Below are 20,934 nucleotides of genomic sequence, written 5' to 3' on the forward strand. Positions count from 1 at the left end.
AGAGCGAGTGGGAACGGAACGGAACATGACGACGGAAGCGGCGATCTACCCCGACCTGAGGGGCAGGTCCGTATGCGTCACCGGTGCCGCGCGCGGCCTGGGCCTGGCGATGGCCGACGCGTTCGCGCGCGCCGGCTGCCATGTGCTGCTGCTCGACATCGACGGCGACGAACTGGACCGGGTGCGGCCCGCACTGGCGGCGGGCCGCCCCGACCAGGTGATCGGGACGGCCACCGCCCCGGTGAGCGACCAGGACGCCGTGACGGCGGCGCTCACCGCGTTCACCGCCCGGACGGGAAAGCTGTCCGTCATGGTCGCCAATGCCGGTGTGTCCGCCAACGCGCCCTCCCTCGACCTCGAACTGGACCGCTGGAACACCGCGTTGGACGTCAACCTCACCGGGGTCTTCGTCTGCGCACGCGCCGCCGCCCGCATCATGCGCGAGGCCGACGGAGGTGTCATCCTCACCACCTCGTCGATGTACGGGGTGACCGCCGGGCCCGAGCGCGCCGCGTACTGCGCGACCAAGGCCGCCGTCGCGGCCCTCACCAAGGTCCTGGCCGTCGAGTGGGCCCCGTTCGGCATCCGGGTCAACGCGCTCGCACCCGGGTACGTCGAGACCGACCTGCTGACCCGGCTCTCCGACACCGGGCGGCTCGACACACAGGCGCTGCGCCGCCGCACCCCACGCGGCCGCCTCGGCAGCCCGGAGGACATCGCGCATCTCGCCCTCTTCCTGTCCTCCGGGGTCTCCGCGAACATCACCGGCCAGGTCATGGTCAGCGACGGCGGCTGGACCGCCGACGGCTACGCGGTGGCGCCGGGCTGACCGGTCCCCGGGGCGGACGCCCTCGACCACTGCTTCACCGGTCCTCCCGGAGCAGCACCCGGAACCTGTCGTCGTAGCCGTTGTCCTTGAGCCGCAACGTCAACGTGGTTCGTTCACCGGTGAAACGGACTTCGACGGAGGCCTCCTTCTCCCCCAGAAGGAAGTCCGCGGTGACCGGGTGCTGGGCGGCGCCGCCCCAGCGGGTCACCCAGCGCCGCGCGTCCTCCTCCGTGCCGCCGCCCTTCGCGGCGAGCCCGGCCAGACCCTCGGCATCACGGGCCTTCAGACGGGCCAGGACGCGTTCGGCGGTGGCGAGGGCGCCGGGGGTGGGGCGTCCGGTGACGGTCAGGTCGAGCTCGGCGGTGCCGTCCTTGATGCGCTCGGGCGTCTTGTCCGTGTTGAGGGCGTCGCACCCGCCGACCAGCAGCACGGCGGCTCCCGCCAGGCCGACCGCCCCGTGCGCCCGCCTCCGCCTCGCGTCCCCGGGCACCGGACTCGTCGCTCCGTGGCCTCCGCCGCTTCGCCTCATCCGCCCATTCTGAACCACTCGGCCCCGGGTGATGACCAGCTGATCTAAAGTGCTCAGGCCAGATTCCAGCCCGCGGACCTGAGAAGGAATCACGGATTATGCCCACTGAGACGTTCGAGTTTCAGGTGGAAGCGCGACAGCTTCTGCAGATGATGATCCACTCGATCTACTCGAACAAGGACGTGTTCTTGCGTGAACTCGTCTCCAACGCCTCCGACGCGCTCGACAAGTTGCGACTCGAAGCACTGCGCGACGACTCGCTCGACGCGGACGTGTCCGATCTCCACATCGCCATCGAGGCCGACCGGCAGGCCCGCACGCTGACCGTGCGGGACAACGGCATCGGGATGTCTCACGACGAAGTGGTCCAGCTCATCGGGACCATTGCGAACTCGGGCACCGCGAAGTTCCTGCGGGAACTCAAGGAGGCCGAGGAGACCGCCGCGGCCGAAGGACTGATCGGCCAGTTCGGTGTCGGGTTCTACTCCAGCTTCATGGTGGCCGACGAGGTCACGCTGCTGACCCGGCGCGCGGGCGAGAGCCAGGGCACCCGGTGGACGTCGACCGGCGAGGGCACGTACACGATCGAGACCGTCGACGGCGCTCCCCAGGGGACCGCGGTCACGCTCCGGCTCAAGCCGGAGGACACCGATGACCAGCTCCACGACTACATCTCCCCATGGAAGATCAAGGAGATCGTCAAGCGGTACTCGGACTTCATCACCTGGCCCGTCCGGATGGCCCCCGAGGCGGCGGACGGTGCGGACGACGCGGAGGGGACCGACGACGCCCCGCGCGAGCCCGAGACGCTCAACTCGATGAAGGCCCTGTGGGCGCGTTCGCGCGACGAGGTCGGCGACGACGAGTACCACGAGCTGTACAAGCACATCAGCCACGACTGGAGTGCCCCTCTGGAGACCATCCGCCTGCAGGCGGAAGGCACGTTCGAGTACCAGGCGCTGCTCTTCATCCCGTCGCACGCACCCCAGGACCTGTTCATGCAGGGGTACCAGCGCGGCATCCAGCTCTATGTGAAGCGCGTCTTCATCATGGACGACTGCGAAGCGCTGATGCCGCCGTACCTGCGTTTCGTCAAGGGCGTCGTCGACGCGCAGGACCTGTCGCTCAACGTGTCGCGCGAGATCCTCCAGCAGGACCGCCAGATCCAGTTGATGCACCGGCGTCTGGCGAAGAAGGTGCTGTCGACGGTCAAGGACATGATGTCCGCCGAACCGGAGCGGTACGCCACGTTCTGGCGGGAGTTCGGCCGCGTCCTCAAGGAAGGCCTGCTCAGCGACTTCGAGAACCGCGAGGCGATCCTCGGTGTCTCGTCCTTCGCCACGACCCACGACAGGGACGAGCCGACCACTCTGCGGCAGTACGTGGAGCGGATGAAGGACGGCCAGGAGCACATCTTCTACCTGACGGGCGAGTCCCGGCAGGCCATCGAGAACTCCCCGCACATGGAGGCGTTCCGCGCCAAGGGCGTCGAGGTGCTGCTGCTGACCGACCCCGTCGACGAGGTGTGGGTCGAGGCGGAGCCCGAGTTCGACGGCAAGAAGCTGCGGTCCGTGGCCAAGGGCGAGGTCGACCTCGGCACCGAGGAGGAGAAGAAGGAGGCCGCGACCGAGCGCGAGGGCCGGCAGCAGGAGTACGCGGATCTGCTCGGCTGGATGACGGACCGGCTGAGCGGGACCGTCAAGGAGGTGCGGCTCTCCTCGCGCCTCACCGTCTCGCCCGCCTGCATCGTCTCGGACATGCACGACGTGACGCCGGCCCTGGAGAACATGTACCGCGCCATGGGCCAGGCCGTGCCCCAGGTCAAGCGCATCCTGGAACTCAACCCGGCGCACCCGCTGGTCAGCGGCCTCAACCGGGCACACACCGAATGCGGCGAGGACGCCGGCACCGGTCTCCAGGAGACGGCCGAACTGCTTCACGATCTGGCGCTGCTGGCCGAGGGCGGCGAACTGGGCGATCCCTCGCGCTTCGTCAGGCTGATGGCCGACCGGCTCGAACGCACCCTGTGAACACGATCGCTCCCGCACGATCGGGGCGGCGCCTCGCCGTCCCCAAGGCAGTGATCGGCCTCCGCGCAGGAGTCGGCGGCTTCGGCCGCTGTCGGTGAATCGGCAGCGGCAGGACACCGACTCCTCGCGGTGGGCCACGCCTCGCGCAGCCGAGGCGTGGCCCACCGGCCGGACCGGTCACGCCGGGGTCCCTCCGCCCCCGGCTCCGGCCCGGCCCGGAGGCCGCCCCCGCACCCGAACCGGCCGAGGACTGATCCGGCGCCGGAACGGTCCCGCCGTCACGCGGGGCGGCGGGAGGGGCCGCCGGTGGCGGTGGGCCGATCCGGATGCGAACCACGCGGTCCGGAGCGAGGATCGAGGTACGGGCAGTGGCCCGGTTGCGCCCCGGCTCCCTGAGGGCCGGCCCCTTCCCCGGTGCTCCGGTCCGCTTCCCGGCCGCCGTTGCGTCTGCCCACGCGCCTTTCCGGCTCACACGCGGCGGGCGCTCACGGCTTGGTCCGCGGGGCGATCTCGGCGATCAGGCCCTCGACCAGGGTCCTGATCCCGTCGCGGATGGGGCGGACGGCCGACACGCCCTGTCCGGCCGGGTCGTCGAGCTTCCAGTCGAGGTAGCGCTTGCCGGGGAAGACCGGGCAGGTGTCGCCGCAGCCCATGGTGACGCACACGTCGGACTCGCGGACCGCGTCCACGGTGAGAATCTTCGGGCTCTCGGCGGAGATGTCGATGCCGACCTCGGCCATCGCCTCGACGGCGGCGGGATTGACGGCCCCGCCGGGATCGGAGCCCGCAGAACGGACCTCGACGCGGTCCCCGGCCAGATGGGTCAGCCAGGCGGCGGCCATCTGGGAACGGCCGGCGTTGTGGACGCAGACGAACAGGACGGACGGCTTGCGCGCGGTCTCGGGCATGGACAACTCTCTCGTCGCACGGCGGCACCAGTTGCCAATGACATCAGCCCCCGCTGGTATCAGCGAGTGGTGATGTGAAAGTATCAGTCCATGCTTACTTCAGTCGATCCTGATCTGATCCGGGCGCTGGGCGATCCGCTCCGCCTCCGGATCGTGACCCTGCTGGCGCGCGAGACGCTCTGCACGACGCACCTGGTCGAGGAGACCGGAGCGAAGCAGACCAATCTGTCCAACCACTTGAAGGTGCTGCGCGAGGCCGGAGTGGTGGACACCGAGCCGTGCGGCCGGTTCACCTACTACAGGCTGCGCCCCGAGGTCCTGGCCGGCCTCTCCGAGCAGTTCGCCGCGCTGGCCGAGTCCGCCCGCGGTGCCGCCGGGAACAAGCGGGCCTGCCCGTGAACTCCACCGGACCCGCCACCGTTGCCCCGGTGGGTGACGGCGATTCGATCGTCAGGAAGCTCTCCGCTCTCGACCGTTACCTCGCGGTGTGGATCCTGCTCGCCATGGCCGTCGGTCTGGGGCTGGGGAGGCTGATCCCGGGGATGGACGACGTGCTGGCGAAGATCGAGGTCGGCGGGATCTCCCTGCCGATCGCGCTCGGTCTGCTCGTCATGATGTACCCGGTGCTGGCCAAGGTCCGTTACGACAAGCTCGACACCGTGACCGGCGACCGCAAGCTGATGGTGTCCTCGCTGGTCATCAACTGGATCGCCGGCCCGGCCGTCATGTTCGCGCTGGCGTGGATCTTCCTGCCGGACCTGCCCGAGTACCGCACCGGCCTGATCATCGTCGGCCTCGCCCGCTGTATCGCCATGGTCATCATCTGGAACGACCTCGCCTGCGGCGACCGCGAAGCAGCCGCCGTGCTCGTCGCGCTCAACTCCGTGTTCCAGGTAATCGCGTTCGGCCTGCTCGGCTGGTTCTACCTCGACCTGCTGCCCCGGTGGCTGGGTCTGGGCGACGGCCAGGGACTGGACGTACCGGTGTGGCACATCGCCCTCAATGTCATCGTGTTCCTCGGCATCCCGCTGCTGGCCGGTTTCCTCACCCGCCGCATCGGTGAGCGGAGGGCGGGCCGTGAGTCCTACGAGGCGACGTTCCTGCCGAGGATCGGCCCGTGGGCGTTGTACGGGCTGCTCTTCACGATCGTCGTCCTCTTCGCCCTGCAAGGGAGGACGATCACCTCGCAGCCGCTGGACGTCGTACGGATCGCCGCTCCGCTGCTCGTCTATTTCGCGGTCATGTTCTTCGGCGCCTTCCTGCTCGGCAAGGCTCTCGGGCTGGCCTACGACCGCACGGCCACACTGGCGTTCACCGCCGCGGGCAACAACTTCGAACTCGCCATCGCCGTCGCCATCGCGACCTTCGGCGTCACCTCCGGCCAGGCGCTCTCCGGCGTCGTCGGCCCGCTCATCGAAGTCCCGGTCCTGATCGGTCTCGTGTACGTGTCACTGGCCTGGCGCAGGAGCTTTCCGGCCACGGCCCCGGCGGCCCAGGCCCCGTGACGTGGTGAGCGGGCGGGGCCGGGAGGCGAGCCGGCCTGTCAGGAGGCTGTCGGCCGCCTCGCCCGGATCCGACGGCCGGCGGTCCGCGTCCGGGGTGGGGCCTGCTGCGGAAAACCTGTGGCACAGGGACGTGCGGCCCGCATAGCTTGTGCGTCCGTGACTGATGCCCCCAAGAGCACATCGCCCGACACATCCGTGACGTCCACGGAACCGGCCACGACGAAATGCGGTGGGCGGGCGACGACGGCCGGGCTTCCGCCCGTAGGGTCCGAGGCCGCGGACGGACTGTTCTCCCGAACGTACGCGGCGGCCACCTCCAGCTTCGCCGCGGTGATGTTCCTGACCGGGCTCGCCGCGCTGGCCGTGGTACCCACACTGCCGACGGCCGCACAGGATCTGGACGGGGTGTCGCTCTTCCCGCTGGTGGCGGGCTGCTTCGTGGCCGCGAGTCTGCTGGGCGGGGTGCTGGGCGGTCACTGGGCGGACCGTGCGGGGGCGCACCGCCCGCTGGCGGCGGGCATGGTGCTTGCGGTGGTCACCCTGCTGGTCTCGGCCGCCAGCACCTCGATCTGGCAACTGGCCGCCGGGCGCTTCGTGGACGGAGTGGCGGGCGGGATGGTCGCGGTGTCGATCAACGCCGCGATCGGCCAGGCGTACCCCGACCGTCTCCAGCCGCGTGCCCTGGCGTTGATGAGTGCCTGCTGGATCATTCCGTCACTCGTCGGTCCTCCGCTGGCCGGGCTGGTGGCCGACTGGTGGTCCTGGCGTGTGGTGTTCTACGGCCTGGCAGCTCTGACGGCCCTTCCGGCACTGGCGGTCGTGGCCGTGCTGCGCGGCCGTTCCTGGCAGTCCGTGCCCGCGCCCTCGGAGGACAGCACACCGCGCCCCGCACTGATGGTCGCGGTGGCGGTGAGCGTGGGCGCGGCGCTGGGCCAGTACGGCGCATCGGGCTGGGACACGCGGCATCTGCTGTTCGCGGCGGGCGGACTCGCCCTGCTGGTGCTGTTCGCCTCACGGCTGTTGCCGGCGGGCACCTGGCGTGCCGCGCGCGGCCTGCCGGCCACGGTGCTGCTGCGCGGGCTGAGTTCGGGTGTGTTCTTCACGCTGGAGGCCTTGGTGCCGCTGATGCTCGTCACCGACCGGGACGTGGCCCCCGTCGTGACGGGGCTGGCCTTCACGGGCGCCGCCGTGGCCTGGGCAGCCTCGTCCTGGGTGCAGGGCCGCCTTCCGGAACGGACCCCGCGCCACCGCCTGGTGGTGATCGGCGCGCTGGTGCAGGCGGGGGCGGTCGTGATCGCGGCCGTCGGGTCGCTGCCCGGGATGCCGGCGATCACTGCCGCGTCGTCGATGGTCGTCGCCGCGGTCGGCATGGGCCTGCTCGCCCCGTCCCTCACCGTGCTGTCGCTCTCCCACGCCCCGACCGGTCGGCAGGGCTATGCCAGCAGCGCGATGCAGACCAATCAGAATCTGGGCCAGATCCTGATCCTGGGAGTCGCCTCCGCCGTTTTCAACGCCTTCCTGGGTGCCGGTTCGAACGACCACGTCGGCTACGCCGCCGCCTTCGGGCTGCTGCTCGTGCCGGGCATCCTGGCCGCCCTGCTCGCCACCCGGGCCCGCAGCGCGTGAGCCCGACAGCCTCTCAGGCCCCGAGTATCCGGGCGACGATGCCCGCGCGGCCGGCGAACGCCGTCAACTCCCCGGCCCGCGCGGTGCGCAGGCACACCATCGGACAGCGGTCCGAATCCATGTCGGGGACGGCGAGCGTCGCCCCGACGTCGCGGTAATGGCGTCCGCAGGTCTCCGGGAACGCATGGGTCGGCCGACGCATGTCGCGGGCATCGTCGATCGGGTGCGACCGGTGGCCGGCCGATGAGGTGTGTGTCCGGTTCGCCGGCACGGCCCCGACGGCCGTCGGGGAACAAACACCGGAAACGCGCCGGAATCAGGCAGAAAGTGGTCCTGCGGGCGGAGGGCGAAGATCCCTAGGCTCGGCCCTATGCGTGTACTTTTCGCCTCGACCCGAGGCTCGGGCCACTTCCAACCACTCGTTCCCCTCATCGACGCGTGCACGGCAAGAGGCGACGACGTCCTCGTCGTCGCCCCGCCGGCACTCGAAGCGTTACTGGCGGCCCGGAAACAGCCGTACCGCATCGGCGGGGAACCACCCCAGGAGGAACTCGCGCGGGTCATGGCACGCGGGCCGGCACTGTCCCCGGACGACGGCGTCGCCATGATGGTCGGGGAGGTGTTCGGCCGACTCGGGACCGCCGCGATGCTTCCCGCAATGGAGGAGGCCTGCCGCGACTGGCGCCCCGACCTCGTTCTGCACGAGGCGTTCGAGTTCGCCTCGGTGGTGGCCGCCGAGCGTCTTGGAATCCCGCATGCCCGGGTCGCGGTCTCCGCCGCGCGGTTCACCGGGGCCACCGACCCGCTCCTCGGCCCGGTGCTCGACCCGTACGGACCCGGCATCGCGCAGCAACTCCTCGCGTCCCCGTATCTGACCCGCCTGCCGGCCTCCCTGGACCCCTCGCCGTACGCCGTGACCCACCGCTACCACGAAGCCCTTCGGCCGCAGGCGCTGCCGGACTGGTGGGACGGAGCGGAGGAACCGCTCGTCAACATCACCCTCGGCACCGAGACGGGCACCCTGCCGACCGCGATCGGCCTGTACCGGGCGGTTCTGGAGGCGGTGAGCGTACTGCCGGTGCGCGTACTGCTCACGACCGGGCACCACATCGATGTGCAGGACCTCGGACCGCTGCCGCCCCGCGTCCATGTGGAGCCGTGGGTGCCGCAGGCGGACGTCCTGCGCAGTGCCTCCCTCGTGGTCTGCCACGGCGGCTCGGGAACGGTCTACGGCGCCCTGGCGGCCGGCGTCCCGCTGGTCTGCGTCCCCCTCTTCGCCGACCAGCCGGAGAACGCCCGACTGGTGGCCGCGGCGGGGGCGGGGACGGCCGTCACCCCGGCCGGCGGCCCGCTGGACGAGCCGCCGAAGCTGGGCCCCGACGACGTACGGAGCATCCGAGCGGCTGCCGAACGGGTCCTCGAGGAACCGTCGTACCGTGCGCGGGCCCAGTCCCTGGCCGACGAGATGCGGACCACCGCCCAGGCCGCGGAGCTGCTCGGCACCCTCGAACCGTGATCGCGGACCACGACGGGGCCGGCGGCCCGCACGTCCGTACGGAGGGAGTCGCCGCGCCGGGGCACTGCCGCGGGGCACGGGCGGGCATGGGAAGGAGATGGCACGAGTATCCGCACCCGTGATCGAGCTCGTCCGGCGTACGACGGAGCCGGTCGGGGCGCAGACCCTGCGTTCCACGGCGGCTGCCGTCATCGCCTACGTCGTGGCGGTGTGGGCCCTGCCCCATCCCGCACCGCTCACGGCCCCGCTCACCGCGCTCCTCGTCGTGCAGGTCACCCTCTACGCGACCCTCACCACGGGCATCCGCCGGGTGAACTCGGTCGTGGTCGGGGTGCTCATCGCCACTGCGCTCAGCGCGCTGGTGGGCCTCAACTGGTGGAGCCTCGGGCTGACGATCTTCGCCTCGCTGATCATCGGGCGGCTGGTGCGCGTCGGCGAGTTCGTACCCGAGGTGGCGATCAGCGCGATGCTCGTGCTGGGCGTCTCGCAGGTCGCGTCGACCGCCTGGGACCGGGTGCTGGAGACCCTGATCGGCGCCGGCGTGGGGCTGCTGTTCAACCTGCTCCTCGCGCCGCCCGTGTGGGTGCAGCCCGCGGGCGCCTCCATCGACGGCCTGGCCCGCGAGATGGGACAGCTGTTCCGTGCCATGGGGGAGGACGTGCGTGGTCACATCGCCGTCGAGCGGGCGGCCGACCGGCTCCACGCGGCCCGCCGCCTCGACCACGACATCGTGGAGGTCGATGCCTCGCTGCGGCAGGCGGAGGACAGCCTCACCCTCAATCCGCGCGTCCGGCAGGGACTGCTGTACCGGGTCGTGCTGCGCACCGGTCTGGACACCCTGGAGATCTGCGCCGTGGTGCTGCGGGTACTGTCGCGCACCCTGACCGACCTGGCCAAGGCCCGTACCGACGAGACGCTGTTCCCCGCCGATGTGGCCGAGTCCCTGACCGAGCTGTTCGGGCAGATGGCCGGTGCCGTCGAGAGCTTCTCGGAGCTGATCACCACTCCGCTCGCCCAGAACGCCGAGGAGGCGGAGACCCGGCTGGCACACGCACTCGCCGTCAGTCGTACGACCAGGGACCGGGTGGCCGATCTGCTCCTCGAAGACGTCCAGGAACACCCCAGGCAGTGGCAGTTGCACGGCGCGCTGCTCGCCGAGGTCGACCGGATCCTGGACGAGCTCGACATCGACAAGCGCACGGAACGCCTGGGCAAGGAGCTCGACCGGCGCTCCGCGCAGCTCCACGAACGCCACCCCTGGCTGCGCGCCGTGTCACGCCGACTGGGCGCCGGGCAGAGCTGAGGGCGGGGCACGCGGCAGAGCCGAGGACGGTGTCGGTGCGACGTCATCCGGAGGCCGGCAGGCGCTCGATCGCGACCAGTGCGGCGTCGTCCCCGAGATGGCCGCCCGCGTGGCGCAACAGGTCGGCGCACAGGGACTCCAGCAGGGCGTCGGGACCCGCTCCGTACAGCGCAGCGGCGCGTTCCCGCAGCGGATAGAAATTCCCCGACCGGTCCCGGGACTCGATGACTCCGTCGGTGTAGAGGAGCAGGGTGTCACCGGCCTCGAAGCCGAACGTCTCCGCCGTGTGCTCCGTGATCACCAGGCGCGCCAGTCCGAGCGGCGGGGCCGGCGTCCGCACACCGAGCGGGATCACCTCACCCGCGCGCAGGAGGAGCGGCGGCGGATGACCGCAGCTGACCAGGTGGATCTCCGCAGCGTCGTCGGGGATGTCGAGAACGGCCGCGGTGACGAAGGACTCCGTGAGGTCCGGGTCGTACTCCCTGTGCTCGTCCTCCCCGTCGGCTGCGGTGCCGTCCGGGTCCGGGGCGATGCTCGTCTCCAGCTGGGCCACCAGTTCGGGCAGCCGCCACCGCTGGCGGGAAAGGGCGTGGAAGGCACCCAGGACGCTGGCCGCCTCACCGATCGCGGCGAGCCCCTTGCCGCGTACGTCGCCGATGATCAGACGGGTGCCTCCCATGGTGCGGGCGGCGGCGTACAGGTCGCCGCCGATCTGCGCCTCCGCCTCCGCGGCCAGATAGACCGAGGCGATGCGCAGGGGGCCGCTCCGTCCGGGCAGCGGCCGCAGCACCACGCGCTGCGCCGCCTCGGCCACCGAGCGCAGCTGGGCCACGGCCTGCTCGTTGCGGACTCTCAGGTGGGCGAAGAAGGTGACGAAGACGGAGATGAGAACGAGCGCGACGATCTGGTAGATGTGGTTGAGGTCGCTGAGACTGGTGCGGTCGACGGCTACCAGGGACTGCGCCAGCACGGCGACCGCACCGACGAAGGCGGTCATGCGCGGCCCGGTGAACGAGGCGGCCACCGCGGGCGCCGCCACCAGGAACGGACCGAGATGGACATCCGGCGGCGCGGAGACATCGACCGCCGTGACGACGGCGATCAGCGCGAACGGCATCGCCACGAGCGCGTTCCTGCGCCGCCGGGACTCACGGATCGACTGCAGGAACCGCCGGGAAGCCATGCTTCCGGGATACCTCACCCGGTCCGTCTCCGCTTCTCGTACGGCCGACCGCCTGGCCGGCCCACGGCAGGGCCCGCGGGATGTCGCCCTTCTTCGGCACCGGTCGGACCAACGGCTGCATCGCGTCGACGAGCGTCCTGTCCTTCGTCTGCGCGGCGGCGCGCCCTTCCCGGCGACGGCCCACTCCCAACGGCTCGGTGACGAGGAGCACCCTCGACGAACGCACCGGAAGCTCCGGCTGGACCTCCCTCGGCACCCAGTCGTACGCCGAGGGCACCGGCGCCGCCGTGCGGGTGCTCCGGCGCCGTACGGGCACGGCGTGCCCGCCCCGCACGGTGTCCCACAGCTCCACCCGCAGCGCGGTCGGCGCCGCGGCGCCGACGAGCAGCTCGAAGCCGTCCAGGCCCGTCTCCACCGGCCGCACGATGCCCGGATCGCGGTCGAGCGGACAGTCCTCGGTGCCGGGTCCCGGTTCGACGGCCGGCAGGCCCAGGGTGCTCGACGCGCTCACCCGGGCGGTGCGCGCACGGCCGCCCGGGTCGGTGTTGCGCACCCCGCGTCGGGGGCCTCGGGCGCCCATGCCTCCCCGAACTCGGCGCGGGGCTCCCGGCCGATCCGGTACTCGGCGCCCGCGAGATGACCGGCCGGACCGTCGCCGGTGCAGTCCGGGAACACCGGTCCGGTGAACGTGATCAGGAGTGAGGCGGGACCGGGGTGAGGTGTGCCGACACGGGCGCAGCCGGCCGCGGGTTGCTTGTGCGGCCGGCTGCGGTCGTCCCGGGGCGGGGGCCCGGGACGCCTACGGAACCAGCAGGGAGTCCGACAGGCGGGGCGACGGCGGCGCGGCGCCATCCAGCGTCGCGGAGTGCAGTGCGGCGTGCTCCTCGCGGGAGACGACCGCCCGGCCGCCGCGCACCGTGAGCCGGTTCCCTCGCGGGGTCGTCCAGCGCACCTCGGCGCGGTCACCGGCCACGGCCACCTCCGGATCCGGCGTGGGCCGCGCCCCCCGCTCCGTCCCGGACGGGACGAGGGACAGGGTTCCCGCGGCGAAGGTGTCGCCGAGTTCCGCCCAGTCCAGCTCGGCCGGGGTCGCGCTCTCGAAGAGCACCACCTCGATCCGCACCCCGTCGGCGCGCGGGACCAGCCGGGCCGTCGGCGTACGGCCGCCGAAGGCGCCTCCGGCCAGCCGGAAGTCCAGCCGCGCTGTCCCCAGGTCGAGTTCGACGCCGCCGTCGATCGCGGTTGTCCCCGCCACGGGGGGCGCACCGATCAGGTCCACCACCAGACGCAGCGACCGGGCCCGGAACCGGTCGCCCGGCTCGATCATGTCGAGGTGGTGGTGCCGGTCGCCCGCCGGGCAGGCGAAGCCCGTCAGCCAGGCCACATGGGGACCGCTCTGCACGGTGGAGAGCACACCCGAGGCGAAGTCGAAGTCCTCCGCCCCGTCGTCCTTCATCAGATGGACGTGCAGATGCCCGGAGCTCCCGTCCGGCCGCACCCAGTGGCCGAACAGCGGCCGTCGCTGCAACCAGGTGTCCTGGTGGTTCACGCTGCCCAGGGTGGTGACCGGGTCCAGCCAGGTGGTGCCCGTCTCCGGGGCCGGGCTCTCGGCGAACAGCTCCCGGTGCTCGTGCTCGTTCTCCAGCTCCAGCAGCCGGGGCAGGACCCAGTCGGGCATCCGGTAGTCCACGCAGGAGTCCAGACCGGTCGACATCTCGCCCCGCACGGGTCGGGGCTCCGGCGCGCCGAGCACCCCCCGGACCGCCTTCGCCAGGAACGGCGGCACGCCCAGATCGTTGCTGTAGCAGCGGGCCATCGGGCCGGAGAGCTGGCGGGTCGGCGGGTGCCAGCGGGCCAGGAAGTGCAGCCAGAGGCGGTCGTGCAGCCGGTCGTTGAGCTCCAGCACCTCCGCGTCGTCGACGTGCTCCCTGATCAGGGTCAGGGTCTGGAGCACGACGCCCCAGTAGGAGGGGCTGTTGAACTCGGTGAAGCTGCCGGTGCCGTCGATGGCCCGCGAGAGCCGCACCATGCGGTCCTTGCCGTAGGCGAACAGCTCCTCGTCGTCGAGGAGTTTCCCGGCGGCGAGCGTCACGAACGTACCCATGACGGCGACGTTCGTGTACGTCAAGTGCACGTTCCTGCGGACGATCGAGGCGGCTGCGTGCCGTACCGACTCCCTCAGCTCGTGCCGCACCTCGGCCGGCAGGTCGTCGCCGTGGCGGGCGTGCACCAGCAGCAGGGCGATGCCGAGGAAGTCCGCCCAGTTCCAGTCGGCCGGGTCCATCTCCGCCGCCGGTTCCTCGGCGTAGTAGCCCCAGATTCCGTAGGTGGCGCTCTCCGGCGACCGGTCCTGGAGCCCGGCGATCCGCAGGATCACGGCATGGGCGCGCTCGGCGTCGCCCTCGCCGCCGCGTTCCAGCAGCAGGAGGGCGTAGTGCAGGGAGTTGCGGGTGGGGTGTGCGGGGCCGCCCTTGATATTGGTGTGGATGGGGTTGTACGGGGCTTCGACCTGCAGCAGGTTCGCCTCGGCGTCCCAGCAGCGGTCACCCTCGTCGAGGGCCGCTCGCAGCAGGGTGCGGTCGTACGAGGCGGCCGACCAGGCAGGGTGCACGGGATGTCCTCCAGCTCGCGATCGTCGGTCCGACGATCTTCGACAACGCTTGGGAAGCGTTTTCCAGAGGCTAAGCCGACGTCAACGCTCCGGCAAGGGGCATACGTTGAACTCCGGGGCAGAAGTCCGCACCTAACCCATTGACGCGGCGATATTGGGCGGTGCAAGGTGACCCCGGCTGGAAAACGCTTTCCGGTCAGTTTCCGGTCTGCCCTTGAATGGAGTCCCCGATGAGACCCTCCCTGCGCATCGTCCTGACGGGCGTCACCGCGGGTGCGCTCGTCTGCGTGCTTGCCTCGTGTTCCGGTTCCGGCAGTGACGCCGCCGCCGACGGCACGGTGACGATCACCGTCTCCGGGCGCCCGCCCGCCACCAACGCGGCCGCGCTCAAGACGTTCGACGCGCGGGTGGCGGAGTTCGAGAAGGCGAACCCCAAGATCAAGATCAAGACGAACGAGTACCAGTACGACCAGCAGAGCTTCCAGACCAAGGTGGGCGGCGGCAGCCTGGAGACGATCGTACGGGTACCGCTCACCGAGATGTCGGGCCTGATCAAGCGCAGGCAGATCGCCGACCTCACCGAGGACTTCAAGGGACTGAAGCACAGCGAGGACTTCAACGACGTCGCGCTCGGGGCCGCGAAGGGTCTGGACGGCAAGCTCTACGGCATTCCCACCGAGGAGTACGCCCTCGGCCTTGTCTACAACCGGGACCTGTTCGAGAAGGCCGGACTCGACCCGGACAAGCCGCCGACCACCTGGCCCGAGGTCCGTACGGCGGCCAAGGCGATCTCCGAGAAGACCGACGCCACCGGATACGCGCAGATGACCAAGGAGAACACGGGCGGCTGGATGCTGACCGCGATGGCGTACTCCTTCGGCGACAGCATGCAGGAGCAGTCCGGCGGCAAGTGGGCCAACACCTTCGACCGTCCCGGCAGCGGTGCGGAGAAGTCGCTGAAGGCGCTGAAGGACATGCGCTGGACGGACGATTCGATGGGCAAGAACCAGCTGCGCAACATCACCGACATGGAGAAGGACTTCTCCGCCGGGAAGGTCGGCATGACGATCGCCGGACCGAGCATGGTCGGCCACTACATCCAGCAGTACAAGGGCGACCCGAAGACCATCGGCCTCGGTGCCATGCCCGTCGACGGCGGCAACAAGCGGACCCTGGCCGGCGGCACCATCGCGGTGATCAGCCCCAGGGCCACCGCGCAGCAGCGCGAGGCCGCGACGAAGTTCATCGACTTCTATTACCTCTCCACCAAGTACGACGTCGCACTCGCCGAGAAGGACGCGGCGGCCAAGAAGAAGGACGGAGCCGTCATCGGCGTGCCGTCCGTCCCGTTCTACAAGCCGGCCATCGCCGACCCGGTCGACGCCGCCGTCAACAAGCAGGCCAATGTGCCGGTCGAGCACTTCGCCCCGTACAGCAAGACGCTCGGCGACTACGAACTGCGTATCGAGCCGTCCGTCGAGGCGCAGAACGTCTACAAGGCCCTCGACAGCGCCGTGCAGGCCGTACTGACCCGGCAGGACGCCGACCCGGCGGAGCAGCTGAAGAAGGCCGCGGCACAGGTCAAGTCCCAGGTGGAGCGGGCTCAGAACTAGGGCGTGTTCGAGAAGTCCCGTCTGTCTCGCGGGGTCTGACACGCACGCTCGCTGCGTTGCCGAAATGCCCTGGTAGCTCCGCTACGAGGGCACCCCGGCGCCTTGCGATCGCACGCGCCACACCCCGCGAGACCTGCCCTCCGGGCGGACGACGCTACTTCTGAAACATGCCCTGGAACCACCTCCCGGCAGCCGGAGCGTGTCCGGCACATCAGGCAGTGAGCACAGCACGAGGAGAGGCGAGGAGACGTCAATGAGCAGGTCGCAAGCGCCTGCGGCGCCCGCCGGGAACCGCACCCAGAAGGACCGGACGAAGAAACAACGTTCCGCCGACCCGTCCGCGGCACGTCCGCGGACCCCCGACGGGCCGCCGCGCACCGCCTCCCCGCACCGCGGCGGCCCGGTGGAACGCTTCGTCCGCTGGGTCAGGCAAGGAGGTGTCACCACCATCCTGTTCGGCCTGCCGATGGTGCTGTGCTTCGCCTACTTCTCGTGGTGGCCGATCGTACAGAGCGTGCAGCTCAGCTTCCAGCAGACCAATCTGGTCGACCCCGCCACCTGGGTGGGGCTGGACAACTTCCGCCATGTGCTGGAAGACCCGCTGCTGTGGAAGGCCGTCAAGAACACCGCGCTGTTCGCCGCGCTCGCCCTGGTGATCGGCTTCCCGGTGCCGCTCTTCCTCGCGGTGCTCATCGCCGAACTGCGCCGCGGCGGCACGCTGTTCCGCATCCTCGCCTACCTGCCCGTGGCGATTCCGCCGGTGGTGTCGGTCCTGTTGTGGAAGGTGTTCTACGACCCGGACGCCGGCCTGTTCAACCAGCTGCTGGCCCATGTGGGCCTCGGCCCGTACCCCTGGCTGCAGTCCACCGACACCGCGATGCTGTCGATCGTCCTGGAAGCCACCTGGGCGGGCTTCGGCTCCACGGTGATCATCTACCTGGCGGCGCTCGGCTCCGTACCGGGCGAACTGTACGAGGCCGCCGAGATCGACGCCGCGGGCATCTGGCGCCGGGTCTGGCACATCACCCTGCCGTCGCTGCGCGGGGTCATCCTGATCATGCTGCTGCTCCAGATCATCGGCACCCTGCAGATCTTCACCGAACCCTTCGTGATGACGGACGGCGGCCCGGAGGACTCCACTCTCACCATCCTGATGCTGATCTACAACTACGCCTTCCAGAACGGCGACTTCGGAGCCGCGACCGCACTCAGCGTCATGCTGGCCCTCGTGCTCGGTGTGCTCTCGGCGATCTATCTGCGGGCGACGAGGAGCTGGAGCAACTGATGGCCGTACAGATCCCCCTTCGCCCCCGCCGCAGGAACCGCTCCGAGGAGAGCGGACGCGGACTGATATCCAACGCCGACCGGCGGCGGACCTCCGTACGCTTCTCGCTCCGCTCCGTACAGACGCTCTCGCTCCTGCTGCTGCTCGCCTTCGGGGCGGCGCCCCTCTACTGGACGTTCAAGGGTGCCGTCTCACCGACCCAGGAGCTGCTGCGCGACCCGCTGGCGCTCTGGCCCGGCCACGCGCAATGGGACAACCTCTCCCGCGCCTGGAACGAACTCCAGGTCGGCCAGTACCTCTGGAACACCGTGGTCCTGGTCACCGGCTCGGTCGTCGCCCACCTCGTCGTCGCCACCACCGGCGGCTACGTCCTGTCCGTGCTGCGCCCCAAGTGGGCGACGCCCGTGCGGTGGATGGTGCTCGCCACCCTCTTCATCCCCGGCTCCATCTCCCTGGTGGCGCTCTACCTCACCGTGCTCGATCTGCCTGGCCTCGGCATCTCGCTCGCCAACAGCCCTTGGGGCGTCTGGCTGCCGCACGCGGCCAGCGCCTTCACCGTACTGATCGTGATGAAGTTCTTCGACGGCATCCCGCGCGAACTCTTCGAGGCCGCCAAGGTCGACGGTGCGGGGCCGTTCGTCATCTTCCGCCGGATCGTGCTCCCCATGTCGCGGCCGATCCTCGCGGTGGTGACCCTGCTGACGGTCATGAACTCCTGGAAGGACTTCCTCTGGCCACTGATCGTCATCCCGGACACCGAGAAGCAGCCCATCTCCGCCGCACTGCCGCGCCTCGCGGAAACGGCGGAACAGTCGCTGCTCATCGCCGGGATGCTGCTCGCCATCCTGCCCCCGGTCGTGCTGTTCCTGATCTTCCAGCGGCAGATCGTACGCGGCGGGGGAGGCTTCACCGGCCTCAAGGGATGAGGACCACCCGGGCACCGGCGCGGACCCGTCCGCGCCTTCCGGCGGCGGCAGCGGTGCGCGCCGACGGAACACGGGCCGGTGTGCTCCGCCGGGGTACAGCCGACGGAGCACACCCCCACCCGGGAACCACCGATGCGCACCGCGCCGATCCGATCGAGAGGAAGCCTCGATGGAACAGAACGGCACGATCCGGCCAGGTCCTCTGGCTCCGGCCAGAATAATGGGTCGCTCCAGACGGCCCGCCGCATGGCGCGGCGCGGCCGCCCTGCTCGGCTGCCTGCTGGTGGCGGCGCCGTTGCCCGGCACGGCACCGGCCGCCCACGCGGCCGTTGCCCTCACCGTCACCTCGCCCGACCTGATCTTCATCAAGGGACAGGCGAAGATCACCCTGGCCTCCGACGAGGCCTCGGTGGCCTGGAAGGCCATCGACGACCAGGGCCTGACCGTCGCGTCGGGCACCGCACCGGTCTCGGGCGGAACGGCCACCGTCGACGTCACCAAGCTCGGCAGCGGCTACTACACGCTCACGGCGACCGCCGGCGCCACCACCCGTACCGCCAACTTCGGCGTGCTGACCGCGCTGACCGGCAGGGAACAGAAGGACACCCGCTTCGGCACGGGCATCCACTACGGGTGGAACGACGGCGACGACCAGAAGCTGCTGCGCTCGGTCAAGCTGATGGGCATGCACGGGATCCGCTCCGACATCAACTGGGGCGCCATCGAGAAGACCCCCGGCACCTACTCCTGGAGCAGCTACTCCACCGACCAGCACATCCCGTACGCCAAGTCGCAGGGGCTGACCGCCCTGCCCATCTCCGGCTACCGGAACCCCAACTACGACGGCAACCGGACACCGGCCTCCGACGAGGCACTCGAGGCATACGGCAAGTTCACCGCCGCCACCGTGGAGAAGTACCAGCAGTCCTCGAAGGAGGTCGAGATCTACAACGAGTACAACTCGACCGGCTTCAACAACGGCACCTGCGGCATCACAGCCGACTGCTACCTCAAGCTGCTCAAGGCGAGCTACGGCAAGGTGCACGCCAAGGTCCCGGACGCCACCGTCGTCGGCGGCGGCCTGGCCGGTCTCCAGACCGACTGGCTCAAGCGGCTGTACGCGATCGGCGGCCTGAACTACATGAACGCGCTCAGCGTTCACCACTACGGCTACCCGAGCCCGCCCGAGACCGCGCTGGAGAAGCTGCCGCAGGTACGCGCCGACCTGGACGCGGCGGGCGGCAAGGACTTCCCGCTCTGGATGACCGAGAACGGCTACCCGACCCACAGCGACGGCGTCACCCCCGCTCAGCAGGCCGCGTACGTGCCGCGCGCCCAGATCTTCTCGTTCGCCTCGGGCGTCGACCGCTACTACTGGTACGACCTCACCAACGACGGCACCGACGCCACCAACAAGGAACACAACTTCGGCGCCTTCAGGCGTCCCACCGCCGAGGTCAAGGCCTGGCAGCCCAAGCCGTCCGTGGTCACCGAGGGCGTGCTGATCCGGCAGCTCGCGGGCCGCGCCTACGCAGGCCGTGACGACGCCGGTTCCGCCGACGTCCGTTCGTACCGCTTCGGCACCGGGACCGACACGGTCCGGGCCCTCTACACCACCGCCGCGACGCCGGGAACGGCGGAGCTCTCGGCCACCGGCCCGGTCACCGTCACCGACCAGCTGGGCCACGAGAAGACGTACATCCCGGTCGGCGGCAAGGTGCAGCTCGGCATCGACGGCAAGGTGCTGTACGCCAAGGGCGCGGTGACCGCGGTCAAGACCGTGAGCGGTCCCGTGTTCTCCCTCCGGCTGCCGCAGCACTCCAACACGGAGGAGACCGTCGACGCGGTGCTCCAGGTGGACGGCACCAAGGACCGGAAGCCGTTGCCGGTGCGCTACGACTTCCGGATCGCCGGGGAGAAGTACCGGGTGACCGCGCGGCCCGGCAAGGTCGTCCGCCAGACCGTGCAGCTGCCCACCTCGGCCCTCACCGGCCCGCGTACCGTCAGCGGTACGGTCGGGCTCGGGCCGCTGAGCCTCGCCCGCCTCACCTCCGACACCGAAGTGGTGCCGCCGACCCAGGTCACCTTCGATCCGGTGGTGAAGAAGGCGGCCCCGTTCGCCGCCGCGCTGAAGGTCACCGTCACCAACAACCGCGTCCGCAGCCCACTCGAACTCACCAAACTGGACTGGCAGGTGAACGCGGGCACCGCCTACCTGGACCGGGGCACCATCGACGGTCCGATCAAGGTCGGCACCGATTCCAGCGCCTCGTACACCGTGGACGCGCACAACATCAAGCAGTGGCAGCGTTACTGGACCGCCGCCTACATCAACACCCCCGACGGCACCAGGACCGCCGTGGGTGCCTGGAACGGCTGGGGCTCCGTCCAGCCGGCCGGCACCGACACCACCACACCCATCGACGTCATCGGCGACGGCTCCGTGAGCTACAAGGGCGGCTACAACGGCGCGGCCGACCTGTCCGGCGCCATCCGGCCCCAGTACACCGACGCCGGACTCGTGCTCAAGGGCGCGATCACGGACAACGCCCTGGCACAGCCCGCCACCACCGCCGAGAACATGTGGCAGGGCGACAGCATCCAGTTCGCCGTCACCCCCCAGGTGCCGGGCCGCAGCAAGCAGTACGTCGAGTTCGGCGCCTCGCTCGTGGGCGGCAAGCCGCAGGTCTACACCTGGCGGGCGCCGTCCGGCCAGTCCGCCGGTCCGACCCCGGGCGCCACTGCGCAGATCACCCGTGACGGCACCACCACCCGCTACACGGTGACGGTGCCGTGGGCCTCGCTCGGCCTGTCCGGCAAGCCCACCGACTCCATCGGACTCGGCTTCGTCGTCAACGACAGCGACAACGACGGCCGGGCGCGCGGCTGGTCGGAGTGGGGCGCCTCCATCGCCAACAACTCCAAGAGCGCCACCGGCCTGCGGGCCGTCCAGCTGACCGACTGAACCACCCCACGACGGGCGGGGGGGGGGGGACCCCGCCACACCCCCCCCCACCACCCCCCCCCCCCCCCCCCCCCCCCCCCCCCCCCCCCCCCCCCCCCCCCCCCC

The 20,934-nt window shown here is 70.5% G+C and carries 18 protein-coding genes; 11 read left to right on the forward strand and 7 right to left on the reverse strand.

What is annotated here, in order from left to right; all coding sequences use genetic code 11:
- Nucleotides 1–25: 25 nt before the first annotated feature.
- Complete coding sequence (locus tag ACFVX4_RS21675; protein WP_389979746.1) at nucleotides 26–829, forward strand: SDR family NAD(P)-dependent oxidoreductase; 804 nt, start codon at nucleotides 26–28, stop codon at nucleotides 827–829.
- Nucleotides 830–863: 34 nt separating this feature from the next.
- Here the strand turns inward: ACFVX4_RS21675 and ACFVX4_RS21680 are convergent, their stop codons facing one another.
- Entirely contained in the window at nucleotides 864–1,319 is a 456-nt protein-coding gene (locus tag ACFVX4_RS21680) for a hypothetical protein (protein ID WP_389979749.1), read from the reverse strand.
- 137 nt (nucleotides 1,320–1,456) lie between these two features.
- On the opposite strand from ACFVX4_RS21680, the gene htpG reads away from it, so the two are divergent.
- On the forward strand, nucleotides 1,457–3,388 hold the full coding sequence (htpG, locus tag ACFVX4_RS21685; RefSeq protein ID WP_389979752.1) for a molecular chaperone HtpG: 1,932 nt from the start codon (nucleotides 1,457–1,459) through the stop codon (nucleotides 3,386–3,388).
- Nucleotides 3,389–3,873: 485 nt separating this feature from the next.
- Here htpG and ACFVX4_RS21690 read toward each other — a convergent pair whose 3' ends face one another.
- Entirely contained in the window at nucleotides 3,874–4,296 is a 423-nt protein-coding gene (locus ACFVX4_RS21690; RefSeq protein ID WP_389979755.1) for an arsenate reductase ArsC, read from the reverse strand.
- 90 nt (nucleotides 4,297–4,386) lie between these two features.
- Here ACFVX4_RS21690 and ACFVX4_RS21695 point away from each other — a divergent pair, with 90 nt between their 5' ends.
- The 3 genes from ACFVX4_RS21695 (at nucleotide 4,387) to ACFVX4_RS21705 (ending at nucleotide 7,427) form a co-directional block, all read left to right on the forward strand.
- Entirely contained in the window at nucleotides 4,387–4,695 is a 309-nt protein-coding gene (locus ACFVX4_RS21695) for an ArsR/SmtB family transcription factor (protein ID WP_389979757.1), read from the forward strand.
- Nucleotides 4,692–5,801, forward strand: a complete 1,110-nt coding sequence (gene arsB / locus ACFVX4_RS21700; RefSeq protein WP_389979760.1) for an ACR3 family arsenite efflux transporter — start codon at nucleotides 4,692–4,694, stop codon at nucleotides 5,799–5,801. Before ACFVX4_RS21695 ends, arsB begins: the two co-directional genes overlap by 4 nt.
- A gap of 156 nt (nucleotides 5,802–5,957) precedes the next feature.
- On the forward strand, nucleotides 5,958–7,427 hold the full coding sequence (locus ACFVX4_RS21705; RefSeq protein ID WP_389979762.1) for an MFS transporter: 1,470 nt from the start codon (nucleotides 5,958–5,960) through the stop codon (nucleotides 7,425–7,427).
- Nucleotides 7,428–7,440: 13 nt separating this feature from the next.
- Here ACFVX4_RS21705 and ACFVX4_RS21710 read toward each other — a convergent pair whose 3' ends face one another.
- Complete coding sequence (locus ACFVX4_RS21710; RefSeq protein WP_389979765.1) at nucleotides 7,441–7,629, reverse strand: hypothetical protein; 189 nt, start codon at nucleotides 7,627–7,629, stop codon at nucleotides 7,441–7,443.
- 168 nt (nucleotides 7,630–7,797) lie between these two features.
- On the opposite strand from ACFVX4_RS21710, the gene ACFVX4_RS21715 reads away from it, so the two are divergent.
- Both ACFVX4_RS21715 and ACFVX4_RS21720 read left to right on the forward strand, forming a co-directional pair.
- The gene (locus ACFVX4_RS21715; RefSeq protein WP_389979768.1) at nucleotides 7,798–8,943 is read left to right on the forward strand and encodes a glycosyltransferase; all 1,146 of its coding nucleotides are present in this window, start codon (nucleotides 7,798–7,800) and stop codon (nucleotides 8,941–8,943) included.
- A 97-nt stretch (nucleotides 8,944–9,040) separates the two neighbouring features.
- Nucleotides 9,041–10,246 (forward strand): aromatic acid exporter family protein, encoded by a 1,206-nt coding sequence (locus tag ACFVX4_RS21720; RefSeq protein ID WP_389979771.1) that lies wholly within the window; start codon nucleotides 9,041–9,043, stop codon nucleotides 10,244–10,246.
- A 43-nt stretch (nucleotides 10,247–10,289) separates the two neighbouring features.
- Here the strand turns inward: ACFVX4_RS21720 and ACFVX4_RS21725 are convergent, their stop codons facing one another.
- Genes ACFVX4_RS21725 through ACFVX4_RS21740 form a run of 4 tightly spaced genes read right to left on the reverse strand, consistent with a single transcriptional unit; the run spans nucleotide 10,290 to nucleotide 14,040 of the window.
- Nucleotides 10,290–11,429 carry a PP2C family protein-serine/threonine phosphatase gene (locus ACFVX4_RS21725; RefSeq protein ID WP_389979774.1) on the reverse strand — a complete coding sequence of 380 codons (1,140 nt, stop codon included), beginning with the start codon at nucleotides 11,427–11,429 and terminating at the stop codon, nucleotides 10,290–10,292.
- Nucleotides 11,395–12,009, reverse strand: coding sequence for a hypothetical protein (locus tag ACFVX4_RS21730; protein WP_389980028.1), 615 nt, complete (start codon nucleotides 12,007–12,009; stop codon nucleotides 11,395–11,397). Before ACFVX4_RS21730 ends, ACFVX4_RS21725 begins: the two co-directional genes overlap by 35 nt.
- A complete protein-coding gene (locus tag ACFVX4_RS21735) occupies nucleotides 11,937–12,281 on the reverse strand; it encodes an FAD-dependent oxidoreductase (RefSeq protein WP_389979777.1) in 345 nt (114 codons plus the stop codon). The genes ACFVX4_RS21730 and ACFVX4_RS21735 overlap by 73 nt, the downstream gene beginning before the upstream one ends.
- Nucleotides 12,229–14,040, reverse strand: a complete 1,812-nt coding sequence (locus tag ACFVX4_RS21740) for a hypothetical protein (protein ID WP_389979780.1) — start codon at nucleotides 14,038–14,040, stop codon at nucleotides 12,229–12,231. Before ACFVX4_RS21740 ends, ACFVX4_RS21735 begins: the two co-directional genes overlap by 53 nt.
- 230 nt (nucleotides 14,041–14,270) lie before the next feature.
- Here ACFVX4_RS21740 and ACFVX4_RS21745 point away from each other — a divergent pair, with 230 nt between their 5' ends.
- The 4 genes from ACFVX4_RS21745 (at nucleotide 14,271) to ACFVX4_RS21760 (ending at nucleotide 20,829) form a co-directional block, all read left to right on the forward strand.
- The gene (locus ACFVX4_RS21745; RefSeq protein WP_389979784.1) at nucleotides 14,271–15,653 is read left to right on the forward strand and encodes an extracellular solute-binding protein; all 1,383 of its coding nucleotides are present in this window, start codon (nucleotides 14,271–14,273) and stop codon (nucleotides 15,651–15,653) included.
- A gap of 253 nt (nucleotides 15,654–15,906) precedes the next feature.
- Nucleotides 15,907–16,938, forward strand: a complete 1,032-nt coding sequence (locus ACFVX4_RS21750) for a carbohydrate ABC transporter permease (RefSeq protein WP_389979787.1) — start codon at nucleotides 15,907–15,909, stop codon at nucleotides 16,936–16,938.
- A complete protein-coding gene (locus ACFVX4_RS21755; RefSeq protein ID WP_389979790.1) occupies nucleotides 16,938–17,864 on the forward strand; it encodes a carbohydrate ABC transporter permease in 927 nt (308 codons plus the stop codon). The genes ACFVX4_RS21750 and ACFVX4_RS21755 overlap by 1 nt, the downstream gene beginning before the upstream one ends.
- 220 nt (nucleotides 17,865–18,084) lie before the next feature.
- Complete coding sequence (locus ACFVX4_RS21760; RefSeq protein WP_389979793.1) at nucleotides 18,085–20,829, forward strand: hypothetical protein; 2,745 nt, start codon at nucleotides 18,085–18,087, stop codon at nucleotides 20,827–20,829.
- Nucleotides 20,830–20,934 lie beyond the last annotated feature (105 nt).

This window comes from Streptomyces sp. NPDC058240, assembly GCF_042882135.1.
Classification (GTDB): domain Bacteria; phylum Actinomycetota; class Actinomycetes; order Streptomycetales; family Streptomycetaceae; genus Streptomyces.

Bases quoted from the DNA above. Each gene is read 5' to 3' on its own strand.
- ACFVX4_RS21745 (WP_389979784.1), top strand. From the start codon at position 14,271: ATGAGACCCTCCCTGCGCATCGTCCTGACGGGCGTCACCGCGGGTGCG.
- ACFVX4_RS21735 (WP_389979777.1), bottom strand. From the start codon at position 12,281: ATGGCGCCGCGCCGCCGTCGCCCCGCCTGTCGGACTCCCTGCTGGTTC.
- ACFVX4_RS21730 (WP_389980028.1), bottom strand. From the start codon at position 12,009: ATGGGCGCCCGAGGCCCCCGACGCGGGGTGCGCAACACCGACCCGGGC.
- ACFVX4_RS21690 (WP_389979755.1), bottom strand. From the start codon at position 4,296: ATGCCCGAGACCGCGCGCAAGCCGTCCGTCCTGTTCGTCTGCGTCCAC.
- ACFVX4_RS21750 (WP_389979787.1), top strand. From the start codon at position 15,907: ATGAGCAGGTCGCAAGCGCCTGCGGCGCCCGCCGGGAACCGCACCCAG.
- ACFVX4_RS21715 (WP_389979768.1), top strand. From the start codon at position 7,798: ATGCGTGTACTTTTCGCCTCGACCCGAGGCTCGGGCCACTTCCAACCA.
- ACFVX4_RS21755 (WP_389979790.1), top strand. From the start codon at position 16,938: ATGGCCGTACAGATCCCCCTTCGCCCCCGCCGCAGGAACCGCTCCGAG.
- ACFVX4_RS21695 (WP_389979757.1), top strand. From the start codon at position 4,387: ATGCTTACTTCAGTCGATCCTGATCTGATCCGGGCGCTGGGCGATCCG.
- ACFVX4_RS21725 (WP_389979774.1), bottom strand. From the start codon at position 11,429: ATGGCTTCCCGGCGGTTCCTGCAGTCGATCCGTGAGTCCCGGCGGCGC.
- htpG (WP_389979752.1), top strand. From the start codon at position 1,457: ATGCCCACTGAGACGTTCGAGTTTCAGGTGGAAGCGCGACAGCTTCTG.
- ACFVX4_RS21675 (WP_389979746.1), top strand. From the start codon at position 26: ATGACGACGGAAGCGGCGATCTACCCCGACCTGAGGGGCAGGTCCGTA.
- ACFVX4_RS21720 (WP_389979771.1), top strand. From the start codon at position 9,041: ATGGCACGAGTATCCGCACCCGTGATCGAGCTCGTCCGGCGTACGACG.
- ACFVX4_RS21710 (WP_389979765.1), bottom strand. From the start codon at position 7,629: ATGCGTCGGCCGACCCATGCGTTCCCGGAGACCTGCGGACGCCATTAC.
- ACFVX4_RS21760 (WP_389979793.1), top strand. From the start codon at position 18,085: ATGGGTCGCTCCAGACGGCCCGCCGCATGGCGCGGCGCGGCCGCCCTG.